Source organism: Bordetella genomosp. 5 (assembly GCF_002261475.1).
Classification (GTDB): domain Bacteria; phylum Pseudomonadota; class Gammaproteobacteria; order Burkholderiales; family Burkholderiaceae_B; genus Bordetella.
Genome location: NZ_NEVN01000006.1, coordinates 91,650 through 103,778 on the forward strand (window position 1 = coordinate 91,650; position 12,129 = coordinate 103,778).

Below are 12,129 nucleotides of genomic sequence, written 5' to 3' on the forward strand. Positions count from 1 at the left end.
ACGGCATTAAAAAGAGCGGCTAAGCTACTGATTCGTAGTGGGTTTACGCCGCTCGAGCGTGCTCACCAGCACGGCCGCGACGATCATCGCGCCGCCGCCCAGCCCCCACAGGCCAAGGCGCTCGCCCGCCAGGGCGCCGACCGCGGCCGCCCACACCGGCTCCATGGCATAGATCAGCGTGGCCCGGGTCGCGTTCACGTAGCGCTGCGCCCAGTTCATGCAGAACTGGATCAGCGCCGACGCGGCGGCGAGGCCCGCCACGCTGGCGATCAGGCCGGGGGTGAATTCCGGCCAGCGCTCGCCCATCACGAGCGCCGTCGCCAGCGACACCACGCCCACGGCGAGCAGCTGGATGAACGCCACGCGCCGCGGATCGCAGTGTTGGCTGAAATGGCCGATCAGCAGGATCTCGGCCGCGATCGCCACCGCGCCCAGCACCGTATAAAACTCGCCGGGCGAGAGCGTGAAGACCAGCGTGCCCGGGTTGGTCAGCATCACCATGCCGGCGAACGCCATCACGATGCCGGCGCCGGCGGCCAGGCTGGGCGCGCGCCGCAGCAACACCCACGTCAGCAGCGGCACCAGCGGCACATACAGCGCCGTCAGGAAGGCCGATTTGCTGCTGTCGATCGTTTGCAGGCCGACCGTCTGAAGCGAGTAACCGAAGAACAGCCCCAGGCCGATCAGCGTGCCGGCGCGCCATTCCGCGGCGGTGATGCCGCGCAGCCGGCCACGCAGCACCACGGCCAGAATCAGCGCCGCGAGCAGAAAGCGCGCGCCGACCAGCGTGTAGGGGCCGATCCATTGCAGCGCCTGTTGCACCACGAGGAACGTGACGCCCCAGATCATCGTGATGCCGGTCAGCACCAGTTGCGGCCACATCGTGCCGGGGTCGCGCGAGGCGGTGGAGGAAGAGGGCGAAGTGGCGGGCTGCACGGAGGGTTGCGGCAAGGCGGTGCCGCGAGGCGGCGAAGGCGGCATTCTCGCAGCATCCGGCCCGGAATGCACCAGCATGGGGCGCATCGGTCCGCGGAAGGCTCGGCGCCCGTGAGCGGCGGGCGTCACGGCGAGCCTGCGGGCCGGGCTCGCCCAAGCAGACGCGGGAAGCACCTCAAGCTTCACATTTAAAGTGAAATATCGATGTGGCTTCTAAACGATTGATATGGGGCGGATACTTCGACCGAAAGAGGCGACGAGCGGCGTCTGACGTGGAACTGAATAATCGGGGTCGGGTCACTGATCAGGTAGGGTATGCGTCTGTCGTGTCGACTCGGACCAATCCGAATCGGCCACGCCGACGCATGCCGCCCCTCACTCTTCACGATCTGGAGTTGCCATGAAGCTGTCCCTGCCTGTTCGTTGTCTGTTCGGTTCGGCCCTGGGCGCCTTGACGCTGGCCGCCGCCCCCGCCTTCGCTGCGCCGGTCACCTACGACATCGACCCGTCGCACACGTACCCGAGCTTCGAGGCCGATCACATGGGCGGACTGTCGACCTGGCGCGGCAAGTTCAACAAGAGCAGCGGCGTCATCGTGCTGGATCGCGCCGCCAAGACCGGCACCCTCGACGTGATCGTGGACATCAAGTCGGTCGATTTCGGCCACGACGAGATGAACAAGCACGCGATCGCGCCCGACATTTTCGACGCAGCCAAATATCCCACCGCCACGTTCAAGGGCACGTTTACCAAGTTCGACGGCGACAAGCCGGAAGAGGCGACCGGCGACCTGACGCTACGCGGCGTGACCCGCAAGGTCAAGCTCGACATCGACGACTTCAAGTGCATGGAGCACTTCCAGGAAAAGCGCGAAGTGTGCGGCGCGGACGTGTCCACCGAATTCAAACGCAATGATTTCGGGATGAACTTCGGCCTGGACATGGGCTTCAAGCCCGAGGTGGAGCTGAAGATCCAGGTCGAGGCGCTGCGCCGTCCCTGACCTGCCGCGGGGGCACGCCCCGGCGGCCGCGATCCGCGCGGTGTGCCGCGTCGCGCCGCGCGGCGGTTCGCCCGACCGCCGTGCGGCGTGCCCCGCCGCTGCGCCCGCGCCCGTCGCGCGGGCAGGGGGCTGCCAGCGTATCGGTTGCCAGTGCCGATATAATCCCGGATTCGGCGCGCCCTGCGTCGGCCGATGCGCCTCGCTGTGCGCATCGCGCGCGGTGCCTGACGCCCGGCGCCGTGGCAGGCGCCTATCCGCTTTCCCTCTCTCTGAGTGCTACGCGCACTGGCAACATGAAAAAACTGACTGCACTTCTGATGGTGTCCGCTTCGGCCTTGCTCGTGGCCTGCGGTCAAGGTGACAACGCGCCCGCGCCGGCCGCGGCGGCCGCCAAGAAGATCGTGGTGGGCCTGGACGACAACTTCCCGCCGATGGGTTTCCGCGACGAGAAGAACCAGCTCGTCGGCTTCGACATCGACATGGCGCGCGAGGCGGGCAAGCGCATGGGCCTGGACATGGAGTTCAAGCCGATCGACTGGAACGCCAAGGAAGCCGAGCTCAACGGCAAGCGCGTCGACATGCTCTGGAACGGCCTGACCATCACCGAAGAGCGTAAAAAGAACATCGGCTTCACCGCGCCCTACATGGAAAACCACCAGATCATCCTGGTGGCGAACGCCTCGCCGATCAAGACCAAGGCCGATCTGTCGGGCCGCGTGGTCGGCGCCCAGGACGGCAGCTCGGCCGTCGACGCCATCAAGAAAGACGCGCCCGTGGCCGGCAGCCTGAAGGAGCTCAAGCTCTTCGGCGACAACGTGACCGCCCTGATGGACCTCTCGGTCGGCCGCCTCGACGCCGTCGTGGTCGACGAAGTGGTGGGCCGTTACCTGGCCGCCAAGCGCGCCGGCGAGTACCGCGTGCTCGACGAAAACTTCGGCACCGAAGACTACGGCGTGGGCCTGCGCAAGGAAGACACCGAGCTGCTCAAGAAGCTCGACGACACCCTGGTCGCCATGAAGAAGGATGGCACCTCGGCCAAGATCGCCACCCAGTGGTTCGGCGCCGACATCATCAAATAAAGACGACGCCCGCCCGGGGCCGCGCCTGAGCGCAGCCCCGGGCGCCGGAACGCCCGTTCCGGCCCGAGGCCCACCGATCCATGGATTACGTACTCTCCCTCCTGGGACCGATGGCGCAGGGCGCTCAGGTCACGCTGACGCTCTTTTTCATCACGCTGGTGCTGGCCGTGCCGCTCGGCCTCGCGCTCGCGCTGGTGCGGATCTCGCGCTGGCGCGTGGCCAGCCAGGCCGTCAATGGCTACATCTGGCTGATGCGCGGCACGCCGCTGATGCTGCAGCTGCTGTTCATCTATTACGCCTTGCCGTTCGTGCCGGTGATCGGCATCCGTCTGCCGGATTTCCCGGCGGCCATCGTGGCCTTCGCGCTGAACTACGCCGCGTACTTCGCAGAGATCTTCCGCGCCGGCATTCAGTCGGTGGACCGCGGGCAGTACGAGGGCAGCAAGGTGCTGGGCATGACCTACCTGCAGACCCTGCGCCGCGTCGTGCTGCCGCAGATGGTGCAGCGGGTGCTGCCGCCCATGAGCAACGAGACCATCACCCTGGTGAAGGACACGTCCATCATCTACGTGCTGGCGCTCAACGACATCCTGCGCACCGCGCGCGGCATGGTGCAGCGCGATTTCTCGACCACGCCGTTCCTGGTGGCGGCCGCCTTCTATCTCCTCATGACGCTGGTGCTGACCTGGTTCTTCCAGCGCATGGAAAAACGCTATGCCAAATACGATCAATGAACCCGCGCGCGGCGAGCCGCGCAAAGTGATGATCGAGGCTCGTCACATCGTGAAGGCGTTCGGCGAAAACCGCGTCCTCGACGACGTGTCGTTGACGCTGGGCCGGGGCGAGGTGGTGGCCGTGATCGGGCCGTCGGGCTCGGGCAAGAGCACCTTTCTGCGCTGCCTGAACCACCTCGAGATCATCGACGGCGGCAGCCTGCACATCGCGGGCGACCTGCTCGCCGAGGCCGTGCCGGGCGCGCCGAGCCGCTACGTGGCGGAGCCCGAGGTGCGCCGCCTGTGCCGCCGCATGGGCATGGTCTTCCAGTCGTTCAATCTGTTCCCGCACATGACGGTGCTGCAGAACGTGATCGAAGCGCCCATGACCGTCAAGGGCATCAAGCGCGACGTGATCGTGCCGCGGGCCGAAGAGCTGCTGCGCAAGGTGGGGCTGCTCAACAAGCGCGACAACTACCCGAACCGGCTGTCGGGCGGGCAGAAGCAGCGCGTGGCCATCGCCCGGGCGCTCGCCATGGAACCGGACATCATGCTGTTCGACGAGCCGACCTCGGCGCTGGACCCCGAGCTCACCGTCGAGGTGCTGCGCACCATGCGACAACTCGCCGACGAGCACATGACCATGCTGGTCGTGACGCACGAGATGGGCTTTGCCCGCGAGGTCGCCCACCGCGTGATCTTCATGGATCAGGGCAAGATCGTCGAAGAGGCGCCGGCCGACACCTTCTTCAACACCCCGCAGCACGCCCGCACGCGGGCATTCCTGGGGCAGATGCTCTAGACCGCGCGCCTGGCGGCGCCGCCGGGCGCTTCAGACACGCCCCGACCCACCGAGCGTGCGGATCGGGCGACGGGCCAGCCTGGTGTTGAAGTCCTGGCGGCTGTCGCAGATGATGTGGATGTACACCGTGTCGCCCACGACTTCGTAGATGACACGGTTTTTCGCCGCGATGATCTCGAGGAAATGGGTGGCCGGCAGTTCGGCCGGGGCATGTCCCACTTGCGGAAACGACTCGAGATGCAGGATGGCCTGCTTGATCTTCGCATAGGCATCCAGCCAGACGGGCTGTGAAACGTGCTTTCTGACGTAGCGGCGAATCTCGTGCAGATCATCGGCCGCCGATTGCAGAAAGACGACCTTCCGCTTCATTCCGCGTCTTCCCGGTCCAGCGCTTCGATCCGCGCGAAGACATCGGCGGCGGGAATCACGCGACCCTCTTCGATCTCGCGGCGTCCATGGGCGAGAAGCTGCAGCAGGGCGATGGTTTGCTCCTGCTCTTCGAAGCTCTGCACGTCCATGACGACGAGCTTGGCTTCGCCGTTCTGCGTGATCAGCATCGGCTCGCGCGTCTCGGAGAGCTCTTTCACGATCTCCGCGGCATGACTTTTCAAGTAGCTGATGGGTTTGACCTGGGTGGAGTACTTCACGGCGGTCTCCGGCGGGGTATGGGTATGACTGATTTTAGTCCGAATTCAGTCCATACCCCAGCCGTGGTTTGGGCCTGCCGCCTTCACGGGCCGGAGCGTGCTCTCGTATTGCCGCGTCTGCCGCCACGCCGCCTCTCTGTCTGCGCGCGCTGCGCCCTGGCTCGCCTGTACAATACGATTAATTCTAGACAAATCGTATAGTCATGAAAAAAGCCAAGCCGCCGCCCTCGGACGAGCAGGACTCGCTCATCGAACAGGTCAAGCACATCGCCCAGGGGCTGGGCGAAACCTTCGCGCCGTTCTGCGAGGTGGTGGTGCACGATCTGCGCACGCCCGACAACGCGATCCTCGCGATCCACAACAATCTGTCCGGCCGCGCCGTGGGCGATCCCACCACCGAGCTGGGCCTGGCGCGCATCGCGGACGACGATTATCCGCAGGTGCTGAGCAACTACGCGAATCAGTTTGCCGACGGCCGGCGCGCCAAGAGCACATCGGTCGGCATCAAGGATGCCGAGGGCCACTACGTGGCCGCGCTGTGCCTGAATGTGGACGTCACGGTGCTGCGCACGCTTCAGAGCATGCTGGATCTGTTCTGCGGCACCGGCCCCGCGGCCGTGCGCGAAACGCTGGATCCGGTCGGCGCCGAGGGCATACGCGAGCGTATCGATCAGTTCGCCGCCGCGCTCGCGACGCCGGCGCAGTCGCTCAAGGCCGATCAACGCCGCGCGTTGCTGCAGGAGCTCAAGGCGGGCGGGTTCCTGGAAGTGCGCAAGGCCATGGACGTGATCGCCGGGCACCTCGGCGTGTCGCGCGCAACGGTGTACAACGATGCCAAATAATCAAGACGATCTGCTGCTACTCGACCATGCCGACGTGGCGCGGCTGCTTCAGCCCGAGATGGTGAGCGAGGCCGTGCGCCACGCCTTCGCGCTGCATGCCGCGCGCCAGGGCAGGGTGTTTCCGGTGATCCGCGAGGCGCTCGCCACCGGGGGCGTCTTCGGCATCAAGGCCGGCGACGTGCCGGGCGAGGCCTTGCTGGGCTTCAAGGCGGCGGGTTTCTGGCCGGCCAACCGCGCGCGCGGGGGCGAGCCGCATCAGGCCACCGTGATGCTGATCGACCCCGCCACGGGCCGCCCGCGCTGTCTGGCAGACGGCAACCTCATCACCACCGAGCGCACCGGCGCCGCGGGCGCGTTGGGCCTGGCGCTGCTGGCGCGGCCCGACAGCCGCACCCTGTGCGTGTTCGGCACCGGCGTGCAGGCGCGGGTGCAGATCAAGCATGCGCTGCGCGTGCTGCCCGGCATCGAACACGTGACCTACCTCAGTTCACAGGGCGCTGCGGCGCCGGCCTTCGAGACGGCGCTGGCGGACATGGGCGTGGCCGTGCGCCACGCCACCGACGCCAATCGCGCGGTCGCGGATGCGGATGTGGTGATCACGGCCACGCCGGGCCGGCAGGTCCTGTTCGACGCCGCCGCCGTCACGCCCGGCACGCATGTGAACGCCGTGGGTGCCGACACCCGCGGCAAGCGCGAGCTGCCCGAAGGCCTGCTCGCGGTGGCCACGCTCGTAGTCGACGATCTGGCGCAGGCGCGCTCGCTGGGCGAGGCGCAATGGGCGCCGTCCGTGGCGGCGCTGGAGCTCGGCGATCTGCTGACCGGCGGCGTGGCCTACACCCGCCGCGACGCGGAGATCACGGTGTTCGATCTGACCGGGCTGGCGCTGCAGGACCTCACCGTTGGGCAGGCCCTGCTGCGCGAAGCCGCGGCGCAGGGCGTGGGCACGCGCGTGCCCTGGCACTGGTAAGCGAGGTTCGAGCCTCAGGCGGCGGCGCCCACCAGCTCGGCGTAGCGCGCCAGGTCGACGTTGCCGCCGCTCACGATCACGCCCACGCGCTTGCCGCGCCACTGGTCCGCGATGTTCTGCAGGCCGGCCAGGCCGAGGGCGCCGGTGGGCTCCACCACCTGCTTCATGCGCGAGCCGAAGAAGCGCATCGCTTCGACCAGCTGCGCATCGGTGCCGGTCAGGATGTCGGTCACGTCGCGCTGGATGATCGCGAAGGTGATCTTGCCCAGGTATTGCGTCTGCGCGCCGTCGGCCAGCGTGACGGGGGTGTCGATGCGCACGATGCTGCCCTGGCGCAACGACTGCTGGCCGTCGTTGCCGGCTTCGGGCTCCACGCCGTACACCTGGCAGGCCGGCGCGAGCGCCTTGGCCGACAGCAGCGAGCCCGACAGCAGGCCGCCACCGCCCAGCGGCATGAAGAGGGCGTCGAGCGCGCCGACTTCCTCGAACAGCTCCTTGGCCGACGTGCCCTGGCCCGCGATCACGTCGGCGTGGTCGTAGGGCGGGATGAGCGTCAGGCCGCCTTCTTCGGCCAGCTTGCGACCGATGGCCTCGCGATCTTCTTTGTAGCGGTCATAGGTGACCACCTTGGCGCCGTAGCCGCGAGTGGCCGCGACCTTCATGGCCGGCGCGTCGTCCGGCATGATGATGGTGGCCGGAATGCCGAGGATGCGCGCGGCCAGCGCCACGCCCTGAGCGTGGTTGCCCGACGAAAATGCCACGACGCCTGCGCGGCGCTGCTCGGCATTGAACTGCGCCAGCGCGTTGTACGCCCCGCGGAACTTGAACGCGCCCATGCGTTGCAGGCTTTCGAACTTGAAGAACACCTCGGCGCCGAGCTGCTCGTTGATCGTGCGGGAAGTCAGCACCGGCGTACGGTGGGCGACGCCGGCCAGGCGGGCGGCGGCCGCTTCGACATCGGCGTAGGTGGGCAGGGCGGCTTGCGTCATGGTGGTTGCGAAAGAGGGCGGTTGGCGGAGAGCGTGGCTCGCTGGCGGGCGCGGCGGCCGGTGCCGGCGCGCGGGCGCTTGGCTGAGACTATCAATCTAATTATAGACATTTGTTCCAGCCCTCGGGCCCGCGGCAGGCGGGCAGAATCCGGGGTCGGATGATTTATCATGCCGCGACGAACGGCGTGTCGCCCCGCGGCCGCGTGGATTCAACCGGGGAAGGGGTCCGCGCCGCGCGGATCGCCAGCCTCGAACACATAACCGATTTGATCGGCCACTTCGCGCAGGATGCCCTGTGCCAGGTTGAACGCCGTGTTGGCGGCCGGCACGCCGGCGTAGATCGCGTTTTGCAGCAGCACTTCCTTGAGCTCGGCGGGGCTCAGGCGCGAGTCGTCGGTGGCCGTCAGCGCGGCGCGCACGTGCAGTTCGAATTCTTCCCAGCGGGCCAGCGACAGCGTCACGGCCAGCACCATCATGCGGCGCGGTTTGCGCGGCAGGCCGTCGCGGCTCCAGATGTCGTGCCAGGCATAGCGGGTGATCAGGTTCTGGTAGTCGGCGGTGAAACTGGTGGCGCGCGAAAGCGAGCGCTCGACCCATTCGTCGCCCAGCACGGCGCGGCGGTTGGCCAGGCCTTTGTCGAAATCGTCTTGACGGCTCATCGTGTGTCCAGTCGGTTGAGCGCCGGATTCGGGTTGCCCCAAGGCCGGCGCTCGATCGGGTCGATAGGCCCGATCAGTTCACGTTGATGTTGTTGGCCTTGACCAGTTCGCCCCAACGCACTTGTTCGTCGTTGACGAACTTGGTGAAGTCGGCCGAGCTGCTGCCCACGGCGGTCAGACCCAGCTTGCCCAGCTTTTCGCGGGTTTCCGGACGGGCCAGCGTCTTCTGGATCACTTCCTGCAGCTGCGTCACGACCTCGGGCGGCGTGCCGGCCGGCAGGAAGAAGCCGTTCCATTCCACCACGTCGAAGTTCTTGATGCCGGCTTCGGCCACGGTAGGCACGTTCGGCAGTTCGGGCATGCGCTTGGACGACGACACGGCCAGGGCCTTGAGCTTGCCGGTCGTGACGTAGTTCAGGCTGGAGGCCGCGTTGGCGAAATAGACGTCGACCTGACCGCCCATCACGTCCACGATCGCGGGTGCGCCGCCCTTGTAGGGCACGTGCACGGCTTCGATCTGGGCGTCCTTCTTCAGCAGCTCACCGGCCATCTGGGCCAGGCTGCCCGGACCATACGAGGCGTACGTGTAGCGGCTGGGGTTGGCCTTGGCGGCCTGGATGAAGTCGGGCAGGGTGTTGAAGGCCGAGCCGGGGGCGGCGACCAGGATGTTCGGCACGCTGATGGCCTGCGACACGGGGATGAAATCCTTCTTCGCGTCGTAGGGCAGCTTGCGCAGCACCGGGTTGATCGCGAAGGCCGAGGCGTCGTACAGCACCGTGTAGCCGTCGGCCTTGGCGCGGGCCACGTAGGCGGCGCCGATCGAGCCGCTTGCGCCGCCCTTGTTTTCGATGACCACGCTCTGGCCCGAGACTTCGGCCATGCCTTGCGCAATGATGCGCGCGGCGTTGTCGGCGCCACCGCCGGCGGCGTAGGGCACGACCACGGTGATGGGCTGCGTCGGGAAGCCGGCGGCGTGGGCGCTGCCCAGTGCGGCGAAGCCGAAGGTGGCGGCCAGAGCGGCGCGGATCAGGGTCGATTTTGTTTTCATGTCTACTCTCTTGCTCCCGTGCGGGGGGGGGGTTGAAACTCGTTGGAATAATCGTGCTTCGCACGACTGTCTGGGTCTGGCCGCGAGGCCAGGGCAATCAGACGGTCGCGATGGGGTTGACCGGCGCGCCGACTAGACCGGGCACATACATGGGTGCGGCGGTCAGGAAGAAGGCATGCCGGCCGTGCTGGCGCAGCCAATGCGCCAGCGGGGTCAGGTGCCAGAGCTCGCCCAGGGGCAGGCCCAGCTTGAACAGGCATTGCTCGTGCAAGGGCAGGAGCGCGCCGCGCTCGGCGGCGAGGCTGTGGTTGCGCAGCTCGACGGCGTGGTTGTCGGCCGCGATCGCCGCGATGCGGCTTTCTTTGATCCACGCCAGCAGCGCGGCATCGTCGCCGTCGAGCGTGCAGCAGCTGGTTTTGAGCCGGTGCTGTTCGTCGTCGGCGAGCGTCAGGGCGAGGTCGGCCAGGCCGGTGTGCAGACACAGCACATCGCCCGGGCGCACCGTCACGCCGTCGGCCTGCATCACCGCCTGCAGATCGGCGAGGCCGATCTTGCGCTGCGCATCGCCGAAATGCGCGCGCAGGTCGACGAGCACGCCGCGGCCCTGGATGCCATGGCGCGCCATCGGTGCGATCGAGAGATCGCGCGTGCCGGTGAACCCTTCGCCGCCGGGCTCGCTGACCGTGAAGCCGTTGTAGCCGGTGGGGGCGGGCTCGCCGGTGCCATGCGCGTCGTAGAGCGAGCCGACGTGACCCAGCGCGTCCCATTGGGTCGAGTACTGCGGCGACAGCGTGATGCTGTCGTCGCTGATCACGTCGGTCGCGCCCGGCACGTCGTTGGCGAGCGGATAGCGGTACACCGGCACGCCGTTTTTCTCGGCGGGGCGGATCACGGGGCCCTTGCGGCGCGGGTTGAGCACCGGCGCGCGCGGCACCGTGAGCGGCAGGCTCAGCGAGAAAGACAGGCCCTCGCGCACTTCGGCGATGGCGGCCAGGCGCGTGGCCTTGTCCAGATGATTCAAGGTACCCAGCTGATCGTCGGGTCCGAAATCGCCCCAGTTCGAGCCTTCGGGGCGCTGGGTGTAGCGTGGCGTCTGGCTCATGGCCTGATCGTCTCCTGGCGCCGATTGGCCCGGCGCCGTTTGTTGTTAGTAGCCAGCCGCGTCTGGGCGCGGCCGGTGTCTCGTGCGAGCGGCGTCTAGCGCACCGCGTCGCGGATCATCAATGCATCGATCTCGATCGGGGCATAGCCCAGGTCGGCCAGGATGGCGCGGCTGTGTTCGCCGAGGCTCGGCGCTCCCTGGCGAGCCGGCGCCGCCGTGTCGCGCACCTTGCCGTCGGGCGCGAAGTGCGCCCATTGGGCCAGGCCGAGATAGTCGCCCGCCTGCGCGTTGTGCAGTGGCTGCATGAATCCCATGGCCTGGACCTGCGGGTGATCGAACATGTCTTCGACACGGTTGACCACGGCGCACGGCACGCTTTGACCGAAGATCTCCGCCCACTCGGTGGCCGGCTTGCGGGCCAGCGCTTCGCGTACCAGCGGGATCAGCACATCTGCCTGTGCCGCGCGTTTCTTGACGGTATCGTAGTCAGGGTGCTCGGCCAAGGCTTCGAGGCCCAGATGGCCGCACAGCGAACGCCAGAAGTGCGGCGTGTTGGCCGAGATGTAGAGATGACCTTCCTGCGTGGGATGAATGCCGGTGATGCCGCCCGAGCGCATGTCGCGTTCGAGCTTGCGCGGTTCGCCCTCGGCCCACACCAGTCGCGCGGACTGCATCGCCAGCGCGCTGCCGAGCAGCGACACTTCGATGGCCTGGCCGCGGCCGGTCTTTTCGCGTTGATAGAGCGCGGCGGCGACGCTGTTGGAGATCAGCGCGGCGCCGTAGTAATCGACGACCGAGCCGTACAGGATCTCGGGCGGACCATCGGCCTTGGCCTGCGAGGCGCACATGCCGGTCATCGACTGCAGCACCTGGTCGTAGCCGGCGTGCCCCGCCATCGGGCCGGCCATGCCATAGCCCGTCATGGCGCAATACACGAGACGCGGATTGATCGCCGACAGCGTGGCGAAGTCGATGCGCAGGCGCTCGGGCACGCCGGGGCGGAAGTTGTGCACCAGCACATCGGCCTCGCGCACCAGCCGCACCAGCACGTCGTAGCCGGCATCGTCCTTCAGGTTCAGGCACAGGCCGCGCTTGTTGCGGTTGATGCCCAGAAAGGCGCGGCTCTCCGTCGGCAGCGTCGACGGATACTTGCGCAGATTGTCCCCCTCGGGCGGCTCGATCTTGATGACTTCGGCGCCCATGTCGCCCAGCAGCGCGCAGCCATACGGGCCGGCGATGTAGGCGCTGAGGTCCAGGACTTTGATGCCGTCCAGGGGCAGGGGAGAAGCGAGGGGTGCGTCAGGCGATTGCGTCATGCGGTGTCAACTCGGTCTTGCGGAAATTC

General features: G+C 67.4%; 14 protein-coding genes. 6 read left to right on the plus strand and 8 right to left on the minus strand.

Going from position 1 to position 12,129, the window contains the following annotated elements; translation table 11 throughout:
* Nucleotides 1-24: 24 nt before the first annotated feature.
* Nucleotides 25-951, minus strand: coding sequence for a DMT family transporter (locus tag CEK29_RS12070; protein WP_255176144.1), 927 nt, complete (start codon nucleotides 949-951; stop codon nucleotides 25-27).
* A 385-nt stretch (nucleotides 952-1,336) separates the two neighbouring features.
* Here CEK29_RS12070 and CEK29_RS12075 point away from each other — a divergent pair, with 385 nt between their 5' ends.
* From CEK29_RS12075 to CEK29_RS12090, 4 genes are all read left to right on the plus strand, one after another.
* On the plus strand, nucleotides 1,337-1,936 hold the full coding sequence (locus CEK29_RS12075) for a YceI family protein (RefSeq protein WP_094858234.1): 600 nt from the start codon (nucleotides 1,337-1,339) through the stop codon (nucleotides 1,934-1,936).
* A gap of 293 nt (nucleotides 1,937-2,229) precedes the next feature.
* Entirely contained in the window at nucleotides 2,230-3,015 is a 786-nt protein-coding gene (locus CEK29_RS12080) for an amino acid ABC transporter substrate-binding protein (RefSeq protein WP_094800074.1), read from the plus strand.
* 80 nt (nucleotides 3,016-3,095) lie between these two features.
* The gene (locus tag CEK29_RS12085; protein ID WP_094800073.1) at nucleotides 3,096-3,749 is read left to right on the plus strand and encodes an amino acid ABC transporter permease; all 654 of its coding nucleotides are present in this window, start codon (nucleotides 3,096-3,098) and stop codon (nucleotides 3,747-3,749) included.
* Between the two features lie 28 nt (nucleotides 3,750-3,777).
* A complete protein-coding gene (locus CEK29_RS12090; protein WP_094800268.1) occupies nucleotides 3,778-4,530 on the plus strand; it encodes an amino acid ABC transporter ATP-binding protein in 753 nt (250 codons plus the stop codon).
* Nucleotides 4,531-4,560: 30 nt separating this feature from the next.
* Here the strand turns inward: CEK29_RS12090 and CEK29_RS12095 are convergent, their stop codons facing one another.
* Nucleotides 4,561-4,899 (minus strand): type II toxin-antitoxin system RelE/ParE family toxin, encoded by a 339-nt coding sequence (locus tag CEK29_RS12095; protein ID WP_094858235.1) that lies wholly within the window; start codon nucleotides 4,897-4,899, stop codon nucleotides 4,561-4,563.
* Nucleotides 4,896-5,177, minus strand: a complete 282-nt coding sequence (locus CEK29_RS12100; RefSeq protein ID WP_094858236.1) for a type II toxin-antitoxin system Phd/YefM family antitoxin — start codon at nucleotides 5,175-5,177, stop codon at nucleotides 4,896-4,898. Before CEK29_RS12100 ends, CEK29_RS12095 begins: the two co-directional genes overlap by 4 nt.
* A 203-nt stretch (nucleotides 5,178-5,380) precedes the next feature.
* On the opposite strand from CEK29_RS12100, the gene CEK29_RS12105 reads away from it, so the two are divergent.
* Together CEK29_RS12105 and CEK29_RS12110 are read left to right on the plus strand one after the other, a co-directional pair.
* A complete protein-coding gene (locus tag CEK29_RS12105; RefSeq protein WP_094858237.1) occupies nucleotides 5,381-6,019 on the plus strand; it encodes a helix-turn-helix transcriptional regulator in 639 nt (212 codons plus the stop codon).
* Entirely contained in the window at nucleotides 6,009-6,986 is a 978-nt protein-coding gene (locus CEK29_RS12110; RefSeq protein WP_094858238.1) for an ornithine cyclodeaminase family protein, read from the plus strand. Before CEK29_RS12105 ends, CEK29_RS12110 begins: the two co-directional genes overlap by 11 nt.
* 14 nt (nucleotides 6,987-7,000) lie before the next feature.
* On the opposite strand, the gene CEK29_RS12115 is transcribed toward CEK29_RS12110, so the two are convergent.
* From CEK29_RS12115 to CEK29_RS12135, 5 genes are all read right to left on the minus strand, one after another.
* Nucleotides 7,001-7,975 carry a threo-3-hydroxy-L-aspartate ammonia-lyase gene (locus CEK29_RS12115; RefSeq protein ID WP_094858239.1) on the minus strand — a complete coding sequence of 325 codons (975 nt, stop codon included), beginning with the start codon at nucleotides 7,973-7,975 and terminating at the stop codon, nucleotides 7,001-7,003.
* A 209-nt stretch (nucleotides 7,976-8,184) separates the two neighbouring features.
* The gene (locus CEK29_RS12120) at nucleotides 8,185-8,634 is read right to left on the minus strand and encodes a carboxymuconolactone decarboxylase family protein (RefSeq protein WP_094858240.1); all 450 of its coding nucleotides are present in this window, start codon (nucleotides 8,632-8,634) and stop codon (nucleotides 8,185-8,187) included.
* Nucleotides 8,635-8,707: 73 nt separating this feature from the next.
* The gene (locus tag CEK29_RS12125) at nucleotides 8,708-9,682 is read right to left on the minus strand and encodes a tripartite tricarboxylate transporter substrate binding protein (protein WP_094800065.1); all 975 of its coding nucleotides are present in this window, start codon (nucleotides 9,680-9,682) and stop codon (nucleotides 8,708-8,710) included.
* Nucleotides 9,683-9,779: 97 nt separating this feature from the next.
* A complete protein-coding gene (locus CEK29_RS12130) occupies nucleotides 9,780-10,784 on the minus strand; it encodes a cyclase family protein (protein WP_094858241.1) in 1,005 nt (334 codons plus the stop codon).
* Between the two features lie 95 nt (nucleotides 10,785-10,879).
* Nucleotides 10,880-12,100, minus strand: coding sequence for a CaiB/BaiF CoA transferase family protein (locus CEK29_RS12135; protein ID WP_094858242.1), 1,221 nt, complete (start codon nucleotides 12,098-12,100; stop codon nucleotides 10,880-10,882).
* Between the last annotated feature and the right edge of the window lie 29 nt (nucleotides 12,101-12,129).